Here is a 17119-nt window from a genome sequence, read left to right as displayed (position 1 = left end):
GGGGGAAATTTTATGTTAGGGATGGTCGGGTTATTTGTCTCGTTAGGTTTATTAATCTTTTTGACGATGCGGGGGATTAACATTATCATTGCAGCGATTATTTGTTCTGTTTTGATAGCGCTTACAGGCGGATTGAACCTGGAAAAAGCGATGATGGAAAGCTATATGACGGGATTTACCGGCTATTTTGCCAGTTGGTTTCTCATCTTTTTAGCCGGCGCGATTTTTGGAAAAGTCATGGAAGACACCGGTGCAGCCGACTCCATTGCCAATTGGGTAAAAACAAAATTTGGCGCCAAACATGCGGTGTTGGCGGTAGTCGCGGCATGCGCGATTATGACGTATGGCGGCGTAAGTCTGTTTGTTGTCGGCTTTTCCGTCTATCCGATCGCCGTGTCGTTGTTTCGTCAGTCGAATACGCCGCATCGCTTCATTCCGGCGGCGATGGTGTTCGGTTCTGTGTCCTTTACGATGACTTCCCCTTATTCGCCGGAAATTCAAAACATTATTCCAACGCAATTTTTCCATACTACGCCGGGCGCGGGAGGATGGATTGGGATATTGATTGGCATTGTCATTGCTGTTTTAGGATCCGTCTATTTAACGCGCGCGGTGCAAAAAGCAAAAGAAAACGGAGAGACATTTTCGCTTCCATATAGACATGAAGCAATAGCGAACGAGGCAGCAAACGAAATCGCCTCCACATTGGAAGAAACAGAAAGCCGTCCGCTTCCACACATTGTGTGCGCATTGCTTCCATTAATTACTGTCATCATTTCATTGAATATATTGGCGAAGTTTATTTCTTCGACATCGGCGGGAGTCGTTTCGCTTGTTCTTGGAATTGTGTTATGTTGGGTATTAAATGCTAAATTTATCCGTAAGTTTTGGGAGTCAATGGCAGTTGGCGCCCAAGACGCTCTAGTGGCCGCAGCGAATACATGCGCTGTTGTCGGCTTCGGTACCGTAGCGAAAAATGTTCCTGCGTTTCAGACGGCGGTCAATGCGCTCGTGCACCTCCCTGGTCCGGATCTTCTCGGTTTGGCGCTTGGCGTCACCATCATTTGCGGAATGACTGGCTCCGCCTCCGGAGGATTAGGCATTGCCCTGCCGATTTTAGCGCCGATTTATATGGCGAAAGGGCTTGATCCGGGAGCGATGCATCGAGTATCCGCTTTAGCGTCAGGAGGATTGGATTCGCTTCCGCACAACGGCTATATTGTCACAACGATTCGCGCCGTTTGTCATGAAACCCATGAGCGAACGTATAAACCGATTTTTGTTCTTTCTGTTGTGATTCCGTTAATCGGTATGTTCCTTGCAGTGATTCTTTATTCTATTTTCTAACCATTTCAATTGTGATGCCGGATGCCGACTTGAATCTTGCCGTTACGAACATGATCAATGCCGCATTTAGTTCAGTGGGGGAACGATGCATGGCATGTTCCGTTGTCGTAGCTGTCGGCGATATTGCCGATAGGCTTGTGGAACGTTTGAAGAAAGCGGCGGACGAGATGAAAATCGGCAACGGATTGCAGAAAGATGTCTTTTTAGGCCCTGTCATTCGCGAATCGCATAAAGAACGGACAATTAAAATATATTGAAATCGGCGAAAAAGAAGGAGCGCTTCTTGCCCGTGACGGCCGTCGCGACGCTGCGACCAGCGGGGAAGGCTATTTTATCGGCCCGACGATTTTTGACCATGTGAAGCCGGGCATGACGATTTGAACGGATGAAATTTTTGATCCTGTCTTGTCGGTGGTTCGAGGCTCGGGATTTAGATGAAGCAATTCAAAGCGCCAACCAGTCCGAATTTGCAAACGGCGCGTGCATTTATACCAACAGCGTCAAAGCGATCCGCCAATTCCACGAAGAAATCGATGCCGGCATGCTTGGCGTCAACGTGGCGGTCCCGGCGCCGATGGCCTTCTTCCTATTTCTCATTTAAATTCCACAAAATGCTTTTTTGAATTTTTTATAAAAAAATCCCCTCCATAGTAAACAGTATTGACCTTTGTTTCATTCTGTTTACTATAAGGGGACGATGGTAGGAAGGCTCCATTACCTCCTATTTTTCTAAAATATAGATTTAATTATCAAAAATAATACCGATGGACATAAAAGGCAGCCTAATCCGGTATAGAATGTTGCAGTCATTGCTCCGTAAGGTACGAGCTTCGGATCAGTGGCAGCTAATCCACCGGCTACGCCGCTCGTCGTTCCCATTAATCCTCCAAACACAAGAGCGGTTCGAGGGTTATTAAGACCGATATACTTTGCCACAAACGGGGTCCCAATCATTACTAAAACTGATTTTACTACTCCTGCTGCAATCGATAGAGCTATCACCTCGGAACTTGCGCCGACCGCGGCTCCTGTTACAGGACCCACAATATAAGTGACTGCCCCTGCTCCTATGGTTGTCAAACTAACCGCATCCGTATATCCGAATAATACCGCTATTATGACTCCGACAAAAAACGATACAATGACACCGAGAAATAACGAAATAACCCCGCTTGCTCCCGCTCTTTTAATTTCCTCAAAGCTGGCTCCGAAGGCGGTAGCAACGATAGCAAAATCCCGAAGCATCCCTCCTCCCATTAAGCCGATACCGGAAAACAATTGAATATCGGTAAGCCCTTTTTCTCCGCCTGTATGAATTCCACCTAGATAGGCAAGAAGTAATCCAAACATGATGGCAATGGCTGACCCATGAAGCCGCCCTTTCGTTAGTTTGTCGGAAATTTGATAGGATATATACATGATAATTCCGACTAAGGCAAATGAGACAATAAGCCCATTATTTTGAAATACGGCAATAAGTGTATCTATCATATTTATGCCTCCTCATCGTCGTGTAAAATCAATTCAGCGATTTTTTCCCTATTTTGCCAACGACTGGGACAAGCGCACAGCTAGCTACGGTTGCGGCTATCCCAGCCAGTAAGGCCACAGGCCCCCCTTTTACTGCAGCGGCTACATTTTGCTGGGAAGCCATTGCGACGACGATTGGGATATACATCGCTCCCCAAAAGCTTAATCCTTGTTGTGATTGCGAATTTAATTTATTCTTCTTTTTTAAGTAATCTACTATCAGTACTAACATCAACATAGCGATACCGACACCGCCGACATTTGCTTTTACACCAAGCACTTTTCCTAATAAATCCCCTAAAAATACGCCGACTAACATACAGATCGATAATAAAGAAACCCCATAAATGACCAATTTTATCCCTTCTCTCCTTTTCATTATGATATTGGAATAACTAAATGAAGATATCTGGTATAGATGCATGATCATTATTCATCATGATTGGTGGATGTTTGCTGGGGAGGAGTGGTTCATACGCAGGAGAATGCTTTTATCACCTTATTCTACAGCAAGACATATGGCATGAACAGCAAGTTTTTCTTTCCCTCCTTTACACCTTGAATTTATTGGTAAGCGTTTTCAAATATGGTGGATTGTCGCTTATCTACAGTCGACTGTATTCCTAATATACATAGAACAACAAATAAAAATTACTAAATTTTTTTATGTAATATTAAAAAAATAAAAAAATAAACTTTTCATATAAAGGGAATCGACAGTCGACAAAGGAGGAAATCTGCATGGCTAGCATAGATTTCAGTAAAAACGCTCTATCTAACTTAATTGCCGAACATATTGCCGAGCAAATTATAACAGGAGAATTAAAGCCCGGACAAAAATTAATCGAAAATGACTATGCTGCAGAGTACGGGACGAGTAGAGCGCCGGTGCGGGAAGCCTTTTATTTGCTTACAATCGAAGGGCTCGTAGAACGAATTCCAAGAAAAGGGACAGTGGTAAAGGGGTATACAGAGGAGGAAATATACGATTTACTAGAAATTCGCATACTGCTTGAATCACTAGCTATGAAACGGATTATGAAGCACGGTATCGACTCATCAGTTATGGAAGAAATGGAACAAATCTTACATGAAATGCATCATGTAAGAGAAGTAAAAAGGTATACGGAGCTGAATTATTCGTTCCATATGTGCCTAATCGAAATGAGCAAAAGCAATATTATTCGCAGTATGTACTCCCGCTTGGCGCCTCCGCTTTTACGAATACAAAGCTTATCGTTTGCCAATGAAGGAAATATTGAAAAATCGTTAACCGAACATATAATGATAGTCGATCTTTTACAAAAGGGAAACTTATCAGAAGCAGCTAATGTATTAGCGAGGCATAACCATGATGTAATTGTAAGCATTAAAAAACGCCTGAAAAAGATATAAGGTCGGATGTGATGAAATGAAAAGGGCTTCTTTTAGTCGACTGACGACTACAATTATAGAGAAAAGTGGGAGATGGTTATGAGTATCGCATTTTTATTTCCCGGTCAAGGATCACAGCAACCCAACATGCTTCATCATCTTCCCCAACATCCAGTCATTGAGAAAACACTGCACGAGGCAAGCAAAGTACTCAAGGACGATATTTTACGATGGGATTCAGCGAAGGCGTTACAATCTACGGTTGCTGTTCAAGTAGCGCTGTTAGTTGCTGGCGTAGCAGTCGCTAGAGCATTACAAGCGGAAGGAGTACGGCCGGACATGGTAGCCGGTCATTCGGTCGGGGCGTTTGGCGCTGCCGTAACGGCTAATGCCTTAACGTTTCGCGATGCGATATCGCTAGTAAAGCTACGCGGAGAGCTGATGGAAAGCGCTTATCCGCACGGTTACGGCATGGGAGTCGTTGTTGGCATAGAGGAGCGGCAGTTAGCTCGCCTCATTGCAAACCATTTTACTAATGAAAATCCTGTATATATCGCTAATTTAAACTCGCCAAAACAAATTACGATTTCAGGATCGATACGCGGAATTGAAAAAATTTTAGCACTGGCCCGGGAGGAAGGAGCAAGCAAGGCTGAATTTTTAAACGTTCGTGTTCCTTCCCATTGTGTATTAATGAAATCTGTATCATCGCAATTAAGGAATGCGATGGAAATGATTCCTTTTCAACCTCCGCAGATTCCTTATGCAGCAAATCGAACTGCTCGTCCGCTACGCGACCCGGAAGCCATTAAGGAAGATTTGGCACTCAGTGTTTCCCATCCCGTACGTTGGCATGAAGCCATATGTGTGCTGTTCGAATTAGGAGCACAGTTATTTATTGAAATGCCGCCAAAAAACGTGTTGACAAACCTTGCTCAACAGGCTTTTCCATGCAGACGCTCTATCTCAGTGGCGGATAGCGGGATAAGAACGGTTTGTGTTGTTGCACAACGCATGAAAGAAAACAGTAATTGCTAGCAGCAACTTTTTCACTATCAACGCTTATTTCATCGTTAGCGAAAATGTATATCGAGGAAAAGGGGAGAATGAACGATGAATAGAATACACCGGTCTAAACGTTCATGGACAACGCGTCGCGATGCGAAGGCAAAGCGAATGGCAAAATTGGAGCGAGTCGTGAACGGAAAAATTATACCAACAGATAAAATTGTAGAGGCATTAGAAGCGGTTATTGCTCCAGGGGATCGTGTTGTGTTAGAAGGAAATAATCAAAAACAAGCTTCGTTTCTATCCAAGGCATTATCCAAAGTTAACCCTGAGAAAGTGAACGGATTACATATGATTATGTCCAGTGTATCGCGACCAGAGCATTTAGATATATTTGAAAAAGGAATCGCTAGAAAAATTGATTTTTCTTATGCCGGCCCGCAAAGTCTTCGCATGTCACAAATGCTGGAAGACGGAAAGCTTATTATAGGGGAAATCCATACCTATCTTGAGCTATATGGGCGGTTATTTATTGATTTGACTCCGTCTGTTGCACTAGTGGCGGCGGATAAAGCAGACCGATCGGGCAATTTGTATACAGGACCTAATACAGAGGAAACTCCAACGCTTGTTGAAGCTACGGCATTCCGGGACGGAATCGTTATAGCCCAAGTAAATGAACTGGCAGATGAATTGCCACGGGTAGATATACCTGGCTCTTGGATTGATTTTATCGTTATTGCTGACCAGCCTTATGAATTAGAACCTCTTTTTACAAGAGATCCTCGCCTTATTACAGAAATCCAGATTCTTATGGCGATGATGACGATTAGAGGGATATATGAACGTCATAACATCCAATCTCTCAACCATGGAATCGGATTTAATACTGCGGCGATTGAGTTATTGCTTCCAACGTACGGAGAATCATTAGGATTGAAGGGGAAAATTTGCAGACATTGGGCATTGAATCCGCATCCTACCCTTATACCAGCTATTGAAACAGGATGGGTAGAAAGCATTCATTGTTTTGGAGGAGAAGTAGGAATGGAAAAGTATATTGCGGCACGTCCCGATGTGTTCTTTACTGGAAAAGATGGGAGTTTACGTTCAAACCGGGCATTATCCCAAGTAGCTGGACAGTATGCTGTCGATCTTTTTATCGGTTCTACTCTACAGATGGATAGGGATGGGAATTCTTCAACAGTAACGATTGGAAGACTGGCAGGATTCGGCGGGGCACCAAACATGGGGCATGATCCTCGTGGACGGCGCCATTCCACTCCTGCATGGCTAGATATGATAACGTCCGATCATCCGATCGCGAAAGGAAAAAAATTAGTCGTGCAGATAGTAGAAACGTTTCAAAAAGGAAATCGACCGGTATTTGTTGAGTCTTTAGATGCGATTGAAGTAGGGAAAAAGGCGAATTTGGCGACAGCGCCAATTATGATATATGGGGATGATGTGACCCATGTTGTCACTGAAGAAGGAATCGCATATTTGTATAAGGCGAATAGTTTAGAAGAACGCCGTCAGGCCATTGCGGCAATCGCCGGAGTCACACCGATTGGGCTAGAACATGATCCAAAAAGAACTGAGCAGTTGCGAAGGGATGGATTGGTGGCGTTTCCGGAGGATTTAGGCATACGCCGTACCGATGCCAAACGTTCTTTATTAGCAGCAAAAAGCATTGAAGAACTGGTTGAATGGTCAGAGGGATTGTATGAACCGCCGGCTAGATTTCGCAGCTGGTAAGAGGGGGAGTAGAATAAGTGATTTGGAATGACGCTATACAATGCAGCCATTATTTGTCTCAATTAGCGGTTGCTGCTCTTATTGAGGAAGCGGAGCTTACTCCGAAGCCGGGGCTTGTGGATCAACAAAACTCTGGAGCTCATACGGATTTAACATTAGAGATGATGATTCGTTCTGCCCAAGCGCTGCAAACAACGTTTGCTAATATTGCTTATATTGCTTTTCAACGGGAACCTAGCCAACAGTTACGGGAAGAAATCGCGAAAATTGGCCGTTGTGGGGAAAAGGTGATGTTTGAAACGACTGGGGGAATTAATACACATAAAGGAGCGATTTGGGCGCTTGGGTTGTTAGTAGCAAGTGCTGCGATGCATAAGCCGGGAACACCTTCCAAAGAAATCGCCTCTACTGCCGGACGGATTGCTTCCTATCCAGACCGCTATGCTCCGCAACAGATGTCAAACGGATTGAAAGTACAGCAGAGATATGGAGTTCCCGGGGCAAGAGGGGAGGCGCAGCACGGATTTCCCCATGTCATTCATATTGCACTCCCGACTTTACACAAAGCACGACAAAATAACATTCCAGAGACGTTAGCAAGAATTGATGCCCTTATTTCATTAATTGCTTATCTAGATGATACATGTATACTACATCGCGGTGGAATGGAAGCGTTAATAACCGCTAAGAAGCTCGCAAAAGCCATTATTTCGGTTGGCGGTGTGTCCACTTCAGAGGGATGGAATGGACTTCTTCAGCTCGATCAGGAACTATTGACGCGCAATGCCTCGCCGGGCGGAAGTGCCGATTTGCTGGCAGCAGCATTATTTCTTGATCGTCTATATCAAGAAACAGCTAATCAATCAAACAAGTGCGTAACGATGACGATGTAAACAAACATGGATGGAGGGGGATTAGATGGAAACATTATTTTTCGAATATCCAGCAACAAAAACGTTGCCTCGCCGCGCACACGTAGGGGTCGTTGGTTCGGGAGATTTAGAAATTTTAATGGAGCCATCCGCAGAAGCACGCACGAAGGTTACAGTACGGACGAGCGTAAAAGGATTTGGTAAAACATGGGCAAAAGTCCTAGAACGTTTTTTTACTGTTCATGATGTCGCTGCTACGGTTAAAATTAACGATTTTGGCGCTACTCCGGGAGTGGTGACGATGAGATTGGCACAAGCATTGGAGGTGAGTCAAGATAATGCTATTCTTAAAAGATAGTTTCGTGGAGTTGAATGCACGAAACCGTGCGAAGGCTATCCTTGATCAGGGAACGTTTCGCGAAATTGTCGGACCTTTTGACGGCCTCGAATCTCCTCATCTAGTGCCACAAGGAATTGTTCCACAAAGTGATGATGGTGTTATCGTAGCACGTGGGGAAATTGAAGGGGAACCGGCGGTGGTTATTTCGATTGAAGGAAATTTTCAAGGGGGAGGCATCGGGGAAGTATCCGGCGCAAAGATAGCCGGTGCTTTAGAGCTAGCTCTTCGCGATCAGGAAAACGGTATTCGTACCCGGCCGGTCATCGTATTTGATACAGGTGGAGTGCGTCTTCAGGAAGCGAACTACGGATTGCTTGCGATTGCCGAAATTGGGGCAGCGATTGTCGCGTTACGGCAATATGTGCCTGTTGTCGGCGTCATCCCTGGAAAAATCGGATGCTTCGGCGGAATGTCCATTGCTGCAGGATTATGCAGTTCCCTCATTATGACGCGGGAAGGCCGAATTGGTCTGAATGGACCTGAGGTGATTGAGCAAGAGGCGGGGATCGAAGAATTTGATTCTAGCGACCGTCGGTTGATTTGGAATACGATTGGCGGCGCGCAGCGCTTTGCCGCCGGATTTGTCGATGAGCTTGTAGATGATGATATTTCTGCTATAAAAGAGGCAATTCATCGCATTTTTAGAAAAGAAACCGTAGGAAGCCCACGGAGCTCGCAAGTCGATGTGTATCGTTCATTTTTTGCCTCTATCGATCTTTCGCAACCAATAACACCTAACAAATTCCGCGAGCTTTGGCAACAACATATAGCTGGAAAAGGTGTGCATTCCCCAAATTCACTGCAAACCGGAATGAATAAGGATGATGAAGTCGAAAGCCGGGGAAGAACGTGGTTTTACGCCTTGGCGCATGCATTGAAAATAAATAAAGAAGTCCCGTCTGTATTATGTGCCGATGCGATGCTAGGGAAGGAAGAAGTTCGTTATATTGCGGTTGTTCCAAATCGTCATCACCGATTTTATCGAGTTCGTCATGGAGAAGTCGGCATCGAAGAAGGGTGGACTATCGCAAAATACGTCCGTGAAGTGATAGAGGCAGATCAACATGGCAAGAAGAGAGCTATCGTGGCTATTGTGGACGTACCAAGTCAGGCATACGGATATCATGAAGAGTTGTTCGGCCTTCACCAAGCGTGCGCAGCGGCAGTCGATGCGTATGCGACGGCACGACTGGCAGGACATCCTGTGATTGCGCTCATTGTCGGAAATGCGATATCTGGAGCTTTTTTGGCGCATGGTTTGCAGGCGAATTGCATTCTTGCTCTTAATGATGATCATGTTAATATACATGTAATGTCTAAAAAATCGGCTGCAAGAATTACCCGCCGCACCATCGAGGAACTGGAGGAAGCTACAAAGAAAATACCTGCCATGGCTTATGACGTTCGTTCTTTTGCAACGTTAGGGGCATTGCATGAACTCATTGATGGAGTAAACGCAGATATTCCTCAGGTGCAAGACATAGATAAAGTATGTAATAGGCTGATAGAAGCCATTCAAACTGCTCGTTCTTCCCCTCGCGACTTACGCAACCGTCTTGCATCTAAGCAAGCGCAGAAAGGCAGAGAAGCTTCGATTCTTGTACGAAAGAAGTTGGCGGAACAATGGAAGTAAATCCTCACGATTTAATAAGAATAAAAGGATATTCCTATCTCATAACGGATGCCCAAGAACCTGAATGGGTGAAAGTGGCATTAACACAAGCACCTTATGTCGTTGTTCGCCGTGCCCCAATGGAAAAAGGACATATCCCTATAGGAATACGCGGTCAGCAGCGTCATGAACGGTTTGCTGCTTTCCTGCCTCAGGATGCGGTCACTGAGGTCATCACACCAGAGCAACTCGTTACGCAAAAACAATGGCAACAAAGTTCACGATACTACCAGCTTCCGGTATTACGGGCGCTGGATGATATATATGAAATTTTTCAATTTTATGGCCTAGTTTGGGGGCCTGTAGGAAGTGTAGGATTTGAGCTTGTTAGCGGTATACCAACTGCGAAGGATACGAGCGATTTGGATATTGTAGTACGTCTTCCGCATTTTCCTTCCATCGAAACAGCTAGACAACTCGTGGCGGAATTAACGCGCATACCGATAAGAATGGACGTACAGCTAGAAATCCCGGCTGGTGCTGTTTCATTATTAGAATATTCACAAGGAAGTCAGCTCATTTTACTAAAATCCGTATGTGGTCCTAAACTCATTTCTCATCCATACAGGTAGGAACGGTGGGGAAAGGCAGTGTGGTTTCACAACACTGCTTTTCTCATTATTTTATGTATGCGAAAAAGGAATACTTATTGGCGCAAACCGGACGGTATCAAAAGCGCTATTTAGAATATCTTGTTTCGGTTTCCTAAGTGACTGCCGACATGCAGAAAGGACTGAATCAACCAGACTCAGTCCTTTTTTGTTGTACGGCAGTATTTAGCAGTTGAATTGTTGCGGATCTATTTTATTATTAGGCTTTGCTAAATTGCAATGTTACCTTTTAGTATTTTAATACTCTGAATGCTTCTCGAATTTTTCTGGCAAATTCCAGTGGTGGTTCGATGGATTCAAAATGCATATACATTGCTCTTGGCTGTTCAAACAACCAGTGGTTATGGAGTGCTGTTACAATAATGTTTCTTTTTCTTAATTCTGTTAACAACGGGTTAACCTCTTCTTGAAGCAGTACTGTTTCACCTAGATTTAAAGCATTTCCTTGGAAGTCTAAATTTTCAAAGGAAAAAAATTGGGGGTTTACTAGCGGTGAATTTGTTCTTCTTCCAAGTATGGTAAATGGAATATTTCTAAATTTCTGCACAAGACATACTCCATTCGTAACACTTCCAGTTCCGCCAAGGATTCTTGCAAATTCCCGACATAAGTCTTTTATCGATTCCCGGCTCATAAATCATCCCTCTTTCGACAAAAATTTTTAGTATCCCTGTTTATATTTGTATGATTTTAGATTATTTATGAATGAGACAAGGGTCTATGACAAAAGTGGAATTTATAAGTTGTTGAAAAAAGTCGAACCAAAAACGCCTATTATTAAAAAATGACAATAATGTGTCGGACAAAATGATATTTACTTATCGTTGAATTAATGCCTGTAAGCGCTTTAGTATAAAGGTAGAGAAGCAAAAGGAGGAATGCAGCATGACTCATACAACAGAAAATCAGTCTGGCTTTCGGGTAAAGATTCAGCGTTTTGGTAGTTATTTAAGCGGAATGATTATGCCGAATATTGGGGCATTTATTGCGTGGGGAATTATTACGGCACTATTTATCCCGACAGGATGGCTGCCAAATGAAACATTTGCGAAGCTTGTTAGCCCAATGATTACGTATTTATTGCCGTTACTAATTGGATATACGGGCGGAAAAATGATTTATGATGTTCGCGGCGGCGTTGTCGGTGCCACAGCGACAATGGGAGTCATTGTCGGTTCGGAAATTCCGATGTTTCTAGGAGCTATGATCATGGGACCACTCGGTGGTTACCTGATCAAAAAGTTTGACCAGCTGATTCAAGGCAAAGTGAAACAAGGCTTTGAAATGCTTGTCAATAATTTTTCCGCCGGAATTATCGGCGGGCTGTTAACATTAGTTGCATTTAAAGGGATTGGCCCAGTCGTTTCGGCCATTAGCAAAACGTTAGCAGCAGGCGTAGAAAAAATTGTTGATTTGCACTTATTGCCATTGGCAAATATTTTTATTGAACCAGGAAAAGTGTTGTTCCTCAACAACGCTATTAACCATGGAATTTTAAGCCCGCTTGGCATTGAGCAAGCAGCAAAAACAGGAAAATCGATTTTATTCCTGCTTGAACCAAATCCTGGCCCGGGCCTTGGTATTTTGTTAGCATATTGGTTATTTGGAAAAGGAATGGCAAAGCAATCCGCGCCAGGAGCAATCATCATTCATTTCTTAGGGGGAATTCATGAAATTTACTTCCCATATGTTTTAATGAGACCGATTTTAATTCTCGCGGCAATCGCTGGCGGAGTGAGCGGGGTATTAACATTTACCATTTTCGATGCTGGTCTTGTGGCCGTTCCATCCCCAGGAAGTATTTTTGCCCTATTAGCAATGACGCCAAAAGGTAATTATCTTGGGGTTTTGGCGGGCGTATTGGTCGCAACGGCAGTGTCATTCTTCGTCGCATCGATTTTCTTAAAATCGGCGAAAAATAACGAAGAAGAAGATATAACAAAGGCGACTGAAAAAATGCAACAATTAAAAGGGAAAAAGAGCGATGTTGTTGCGGTGTTGAAAAATGAAGAAGAAGTAGTTCCAGCCAAAGTCAAAAAGATTGTATTCGCCTGCGATGCAGGAATGGGTTCGAGTGCGATGGGAGCTTCTATTTTGCGGAATAAAGTGCAAAAAGCAGGGCTAGACATTGAAGTAACGAATACGGCGATTAACCAGCTTCCGCCAGATGCGGATATCGTCATCACCCATAAAAATTTGACGGATCGCGCAAAAGAAAAATTGCCAAACGCTTTCCATGTATCAGTGGAAAATTTCTTGAGCAGTCCAAAATATGATGAGCTCATCGAAATGTTAAAGAAATAAAGGTAGGCGTTTGCTTACCTTTTTCTTTTCGCAAGAATGCATTTTATTAAAAGATGGCAACAATAAAAGGGACGAAAAAGCAATATCTAATTATTGTAATAAAAGGGACGGGGACCTAAAATTTTTATTGAACAGATGATTTATTATTCTAAATCATGTCAACAATTGGTTGCGCAAGGCGGGGAGGTGAAGGGGCCGTGTATATATCTGCGCGAGAGCGAAAAATACTCGATATTTTGTTGTCTAATGACGAAGGAATGACGGTAGGAGAACTTGCCGAGCGGTTAGACGTCAGCAACCGTACCATCCACCGGGATTTAAAAGGGATCGAACCTATTTTAAAGGATTACCGCTTGCGGCTGGTCAAAAAAGCAGGGGTCGGCATTCGGATTGTTGGGGAAGAAGAAAAGAAAAAAGAGCTAGCGCTTCATCTATTTCATTTGTCCAATAAGGAATATACACCAGAGGAACGACAGCTGATCATTCTGATTGCTTTGCTGGAAGCAACAGAGCCTGTCAAGCTTTTATCGCTGGCCAATGACCTCAACGTTACTGTCGCAACCATTAGCCATGATTTAGATAAAATCCATCAGATGATAGAAAAATACGGGCTATCCCTAATCCGAAAACGAGGATATGGGGTAGAAATTGCTGGATCCGAGTCCGCAAAGCGGAGAATGATGAGCGAGCTGCTATTTCGTCATGTGGATGAACATGAGTTTCTTTCGTTAATGAAAAAGTCTATTCAAAAAAAATCTATCGATACATGGAATACGGTCACAGAAAAACTTCTTGGACTAGTCGATAGAAAAAAATTGGCCATCATTGAACAACAAATTGAACGGATCAAGAAGGAGCTTCCTTTTACGATTGCCGACAGTTCACATATTGCACTAGTGGTTCACCTTGCCTTAGCAATAGAGCGGATCAGCCAAGGGGAATCGATTAATTTTGATCAGCAATATTTAGAAACGATTCAAACAACAAAAGAATATAAAACCGCGGAAAAAATTGCGCGATCGTTAGAACATGCTTTTCGCATCACGATTCCAAAAGAGGAAATCGGTTATATTACCATGCATTTAATGGGTGCGAAACTTCGCGACCGCCAAGGTTATATGCTAGAAGAGGCAAGTTTTGAAGTAGGCATCAAAGCGCAAGAGTTAATTCGTTTTGTCGGCGCTGAACTACATGTAGATATTACAAACGATTATACGTTATACGAAGATTTGGTCGTTCATTTAAAACCAGCACTTTATCGCATCCGGCATAACATGGGGATTGCCAATCCGCTTTTAGAAAAAATTGTCCAAGATTATCCGGAACTTTTTGCGGTATTAAAAGAAGGAGTGAAACAAGTATTTCCGGATGTAACCGTTCCAGACGAAGAAATTGGTTATTTAGTTCTCCACTTTGCGGCAGCGTTATTAAGAAAAAAGAAAGGATTGCGTGCGTTAGTGATCTGTTCGAGTGGACTAGGGACGGCAAAAATATTAGCAACAAGATTAAAAAAAGAAATTCCCGATATTGTACACATAGAACAGATTTCTGTTTTTGAATTGAGAAACACGGATGTAACGCCATATGACTTGATCGTTTCGACCGTCCCAATTGATGGATTGGCAAAACCGTATTTTGTTGTCAGTCCAATGCTGCGGGAAGAAGAGATTATGTCGATGAAACAGTTTTTAAAAAGCAGAAATGCGGTTTCTCGCAAGGAAGAGGTAGACGACGCGGCAGGAAAATCTCATGATGTGATCAAGAAAATGGCTTCCATTCAAAAAATGAGCGAAACCATTTTGCGAATTTTGGAAGGTTTTGCGTTACAACAGGTCAATAGCCATTCCATCAAAGAAGCGTTAGCAGAAGCGTGTCATCAGCTATGGAAAAAAGGAATCATTCTTGATTCGGAGAAAGTCCTTACAGAATTGTTGCGGAGAGAAGCATTAGGAGGATTGGGAATACCGGAGACGTCGCTCGCTTTGTACCATACCCGAAGCTCAGCGGTGCTTTTTCCGTCTTTCACGATTTATCGGCTAACCGAATGCCAAACCATTAAAGGAATGCACGATCAGCCAATGGCTGTGAATACCATTTTACTGCTGTTAGCGCCCGATTCACCTAGTCAGGAAACGCTTTCTGTTTTAAGCCACATCAGCTCGTTGATCATTAAAGATGAAGATAGCATGGCATTATTTGCAAACGGAGATCATGAACAGGTGTATTCGTTTTTGAGCTATCATTTAGAAAAGTTTTTTTACGACTATCTTTAACAATGTAGGGAGTGAATGACATTGTCAATGCCAATTTTACAGAAAGAAAACATTGTATTACATGCACGAGTAGAAAATAAAACGGAAGCCATTCGTTTAGCAGGACAAATTTTAGTGAATCAAGGTTATGTAGAAGATGCTTATATTGACAAAATGTTTGAACGCGAAGCGTTAACATCCACATATATGGGGAATTTTGTTGCTATTCCACATGGAACAGAGGATGCGAAGCAGTTTGTCAAACATTCTGGTATTTCGATTGTACAAATTCCTGATGGCGTTGATTTCGGGGATGGCAATATCGCAAAACTATTGATTGGAATTGCTGGGAAAAATAACGAACATTTGGAAATCCTCTCGAAAATCGCCATCGTTTGTTCAGAACAGGAAAATGTAGAAGCGATGATTAAAGCGGCGACAGAAGAAGAGATTCTTCGCCTTCTAAACGAGGTGAATTAAACATGCTAGCTGTTCATTTTGGCGCAGGAAATATTGGCAGAGGGTTTATCGGGAGTTTACTTTCCCAGTCGGGCTATGAAGTTATGTTTGTGGATATTAATGATGAAGTGGTCCGTTTATTAAAGGAAAAACAGGAGTATCGGGTCATCATTGCCGATGAAAATAGACAAGAACAGCTGATTCGCAACGTTTCCGCTGTAAACAGTCAAACGGAACGTGAAAAGCTCATTGATTATATCACAAAAGCCCATCTCATTACAACGGCGGTCGGACCGCATATTTTACCGGCCATCGCCACGATTCTTGCCGAGGGGCTGCAAAAAAGAATCACGATCAATAAAACACCGCTTCATATTATTGCTTGTGAAAATATGATCGGTGGAAGTGATGTGTTAAAAAGCCATGTTTTTGCAAAGATTTCCGAAACAGATAAGCCGTTATTCGAAACGTATTACGGTTTTCTGAATTGTGCGGTAGACCGTATCGTTCCGAATCAGAAAAACGACGATCCTCTTTCCGTCGTGGTCGAGCCGTTTTTTGAATGGGTGATCGAAAAACAAAATATCATTGGTGACATTCCGCCGATTCAAGGAGCACATTTTGTTGATGATCTAAAGCCTTATATTGAGCGCAAGCTTTTTACCGTAAATACCGGGCATGCGATTGCCAGCTATTTAGGATACTATAAAAAATGGAAAACGATACAAGAAGCAATGAATGATGGAGAGATACGCTCGGATGTGGAAAAAGCGCTGCATGAATCAGGTGCGGTGTTAGTGAAGAAATATGGATGGAATGAAAACGAACATCAATCCTATATTCAAAAAATCATTCAACGCTTCCTGAATCCTTCCATCTCCGATGAAGTAGTCCGGGTTGCTCGTTCTCCAATTCGCAAACTTGGGGCGAATGATCGTCTCGTTGGACCGGCTACGCAATATTATGACTTGTTCGGACAAGTACCTCTTGGTTTAGTCAAAGGAATTGCCGCACTGTTATTGTTTGACTATGAAAACGATGACGAAGCAGTTGCATTGCAAAAAACCATTCAAGAAACAGGAGTAGAAGGGGCTCTATACCAATATTCACAATTAGAAAAAGATCATCCTCTTGTTATAGCAATAAAAGATCAATGGCAGCATTTAAAGTAAACGGATGACCTGCCTTGCCAAAATGTTTTGGCAAGGCAGGTTTTTTTATGAACAAAATGCACAAAATTCATTTTATCTTTTTCGCCGAGAAGGCCCCCACCTCTAAGCGGAGCATAGGTGAGGGATGAATCGGCATTTTTTGTTTTTTTTAGTCATCGTAATAGTTGAAAAACGTTCTTCTTCTGTCATAAAATATAAATAAATATACCGAACTTATGTTCTGTTAGAGGTGGAGAAAAGATGAAAAAAGCGTATTTTTCGAGAAGATTGTATAAATCCGAAATAGATATTCTTAATGCTACAGAAACATCTTATGCATTAGAGTTATTCAATCAAGCGAAACGTTTCGCTTTTCAAACA

The 17119-nt window shown here is 42.9% G+C and carries 16 protein-coding genes and 1 pseudogene; 14 read left to right on the top strand and 3 right to left on the bottom strand.

Going from position 1 to position 17119, the window contains the following annotated elements:
* Nucleotides 1-12 precede the first annotated feature (12 nt).
* Both GCA01S_RS13115 and GCA01S_RS13110 read left to right on the top strand, forming a co-directional pair.
* Entirely contained in the window at nucleotides 13-1347 is a 1335-nt protein-coding gene (locus GCA01S_RS13115) for a GntP family permease (protein WP_017437306.1), read from the top strand.
* A gap of 5 nt (nucleotides 1348-1352) precedes the next feature.
* A pseudogene (locus GCA01S_RS13110) lies at nucleotides 1353-1939 on the top strand (aldehyde dehydrogenase family protein); the annotation flags it as partial.
* Between the two features lie 137 nt (nucleotides 1940-2076).
* Here the strand turns inward: GCA01S_RS13110 and madM are convergent.
* On the bottom strand, nucleotides 2077-2838 hold the full coding sequence (gene madM, locus GCA01S_RS13105) for a malonate transporter subunit MadM (RefSeq protein WP_042410618.1): 762 nt from the start codon (nucleotides 2836-2838) through the stop codon (nucleotides 2077-2079).
* 28 nt (nucleotides 2839-2866) lie between these two features.
* A complete protein-coding gene (gene madL, locus GCA01S_RS13100) occupies nucleotides 2867-3232 on the bottom strand; it encodes a malonate transporter subunit MadL (RefSeq protein ID WP_042410617.1) in 366 nt (121 codons plus the stop codon).
* A 386-nt stretch (nucleotides 3233-3618) separates the two neighbouring features.
* On the opposite strand from madL, the gene GCA01S_RS13095 reads away from it, so the two are divergent.
* The 8 genes from GCA01S_RS13095 (at nucleotide 3619) to GCA01S_RS21045 (ending at nucleotide 10670) form a co-directional block, all read left to right on the top strand.
* A complete protein-coding gene (locus GCA01S_RS13095; RefSeq protein WP_017437310.1) occupies nucleotides 3619-4272 on the top strand; it encodes a GntR family transcriptional regulator in 654 nt (217 codons plus the stop codon).
* 78 nt (nucleotides 4273-4350) lie between these two features.
* Nucleotides 4351-5289 carry a malonate decarboxylase subunit epsilon gene (gene mdcH / locus GCA01S_RS13090; RefSeq protein ID WP_042410615.1) on the top strand — a complete coding sequence of 313 codons (939 nt, stop codon included), beginning with the start codon at nucleotides 4351-4353 and terminating at the stop codon, nucleotides 5287-5289.
* Nucleotides 5290-5364: 75 nt separating this feature from the next.
* Complete coding sequence (gene mdcA / locus GCA01S_RS13085; protein WP_042410614.1) at nucleotides 5365-7017, top strand: malonate decarboxylase subunit alpha; 1653 nt, start codon at nucleotides 5365-5367, stop codon at nucleotides 7015-7017.
* Between the two features lie 17 nt (nucleotides 7018-7034).
* Nucleotides 7035-7910, top strand: coding sequence for a triphosphoribosyl-dephospho-CoA synthase (locus tag GCA01S_RS13080; RefSeq protein WP_042410612.1), 876 nt, complete (start codon nucleotides 7035-7037; stop codon nucleotides 7908-7910).
* 25 nt (nucleotides 7911-7935) lie between these two features.
* A complete protein-coding gene (locus GCA01S_RS13075; protein ID WP_042410611.1) occupies nucleotides 7936-8247 on the top strand; it encodes a malonate decarboxylase subunit delta in 312 nt (103 codons plus the stop codon).
* A complete protein-coding gene (gene mdcD, locus GCA01S_RS13070; RefSeq protein ID WP_042410607.1) occupies nucleotides 8228-9922 on the top strand; it encodes a biotin-independent malonate decarboxylase subunit beta in 1695 nt (564 codons plus the stop codon). Before GCA01S_RS13075 ends, mdcD begins: the two co-directional genes overlap by 20 nt.
* Nucleotides 9913-10533, top strand: a complete 621-nt coding sequence (locus tag GCA01S_RS13065; RefSeq protein WP_042410605.1) for a malonate decarboxylase holo-ACP synthase — start codon at nucleotides 9913-9915, stop codon at nucleotides 10531-10533. Before mdcD ends, GCA01S_RS13065 begins: the two co-directional genes overlap by 10 nt.
* A gap of 5 nt (nucleotides 10534-10538) precedes the next feature.
* Nucleotides 10539-10670 carry a hypothetical protein gene (locus GCA01S_RS21045; RefSeq protein WP_017437317.1) on the top strand — a complete coding sequence of 44 codons (132 nt, stop codon included), beginning with the start codon at nucleotides 10539-10541 and terminating at the stop codon, nucleotides 10668-10670.
* A gap of 131 nt (nucleotides 10671-10801) precedes the next feature.
* On the opposite strand, the gene GCA01S_RS13060 is transcribed toward GCA01S_RS21045, so the two are convergent.
* On the bottom strand, nucleotides 10802-11206 hold the full coding sequence (locus tag GCA01S_RS13060; RefSeq protein WP_042410603.1) for a DUF1259 domain-containing protein: 405 nt from the start codon (nucleotides 11204-11206) through the stop codon (nucleotides 10802-10804).
* A 251-nt stretch (nucleotides 11207-11457) separates the two neighbouring features.
* On the opposite strand from GCA01S_RS13060, the gene GCA01S_RS13055 reads away from it, so the two are divergent.
* The 4 genes from GCA01S_RS13055 (at nucleotide 11458) to GCA01S_RS13040 (ending at nucleotide 16759) form a co-directional block, all read left to right on the top strand.
* The gene (locus GCA01S_RS13055) at nucleotides 11458-12876 is read left to right on the top strand and encodes a PTS mannitol transporter subunit IICB (protein ID WP_042410600.1); all 1419 of its coding nucleotides are present in this window, start codon (nucleotides 11458-11460) and stop codon (nucleotides 12874-12876) included.
* Nucleotides 12877-13073: 197 nt separating this feature from the next.
* Nucleotides 13074-15149: a BglG family transcription antiterminator gene (locus tag GCA01S_RS13050; protein ID WP_042410598.1), complete on the top strand. Its 2076-nt coding sequence runs from the start codon at nucleotides 13074-13076 to the stop codon at nucleotides 15147-15149.
* Between the two features lie 27 nt (nucleotides 15150-15176).
* Nucleotides 15177-15608: a PTS sugar transporter subunit IIA gene (locus GCA01S_RS13045; protein ID WP_375154099.1), complete on the top strand. Its 432-nt coding sequence runs from the start codon at nucleotides 15177-15179 to the stop codon at nucleotides 15606-15608.
* Nucleotides 15609-15610: 2 nt separating this feature from the next.
* Nucleotides 15611-16759, top strand: coding sequence for a mannitol-1-phosphate 5-dehydrogenase (locus GCA01S_RS13040; RefSeq protein WP_042410596.1), 1149 nt, complete (start codon nucleotides 15611-15613; stop codon nucleotides 16757-16759).
* Nucleotides 16760-17119 lie beyond the last annotated feature (360 nt).

This window comes from Parageobacillus caldoxylosilyticus NBRC 107762 (assembly GCF_000632715.1).
In the GTDB taxonomy this organism is placed as follows: Bacteria; Bacillota; Bacilli; order Bacillales; family Anoxybacillaceae; genus Saccharococcus; species Saccharococcus caldoxylosilyticus.
This window is presented reverse-complemented; position numbering and strand designations above follow the sequence as displayed.

Coding starts and splice junctions, on each gene's coding strand:
- GCA01S_RS13115 (WP_017437306.1), top strand. CDS start 13: ATGTTAGGGATGGTCGGGTTATTTGTCTCGTTAGGTTTATTAATCTTT.
- madM (WP_042410618.1), bottom strand. CDS start 2,838: ATGATAGATACACTTATTGCCGTATTTCAAAATAATGGGCTTATTGTC.
- GCA01S_RS13095 (WP_017437310.1), top strand. CDS start 3,619: ATGGCTAGCATAGATTTCAGTAAAAACGCTCTATCTAACTTAATTGCC.
- mdcH (WP_042410615.1), top strand. CDS start 4,351: ATGAGTATCGCATTTTTATTTCCCGGTCAAGGATCACAGCAACCCAAC.
- mdcA (WP_042410614.1), top strand. CDS start 5,365: ATGAATAGAATACACCGGTCTAAACGTTCATGGACAACGCGTCGCGAT.
- GCA01S_RS13075 (WP_042410611.1), top strand. CDS start 7,936: ATGGAAACATTATTTTTCGAATATCCAGCAACAAAAACGTTGCCTCGC.
- mdcD (WP_042410607.1), top strand. CDS start 8,228: ATGCTATTCTTAAAAGATAGTTTCGTGGAGTTGAATGCACGAAACCGT.
- GCA01S_RS13065 (WP_042410605.1), top strand. CDS start 9,913: ATGGAAGTAAATCCTCACGATTTAATAAGAATAAAAGGATATTCCTAT.
- GCA01S_RS13060 (WP_042410603.1), bottom strand. CDS start 11,206: ATGAGCCGGGAATCGATAAAAGACTTATGTCGGGAATTTGCAAGAATC.
- GCA01S_RS13055 (WP_042410600.1), top strand. CDS start 11,458: ATGACTCATACAACAGAAAATCAGTCTGGCTTTCGGGTAAAGATTCAG.
- GCA01S_RS13045 (WP_375154099.1), top strand. CDS start 15,177: ATGCCAATTTTACAGAAAGAAAACATTGTATTACATGCACGAGTAGAA.
- GCA01S_RS13040 (WP_042410596.1), top strand. CDS start 15,611: ATGCTAGCTGTTCATTTTGGCGCAGGAAATATTGGCAGAGGGTTTATC.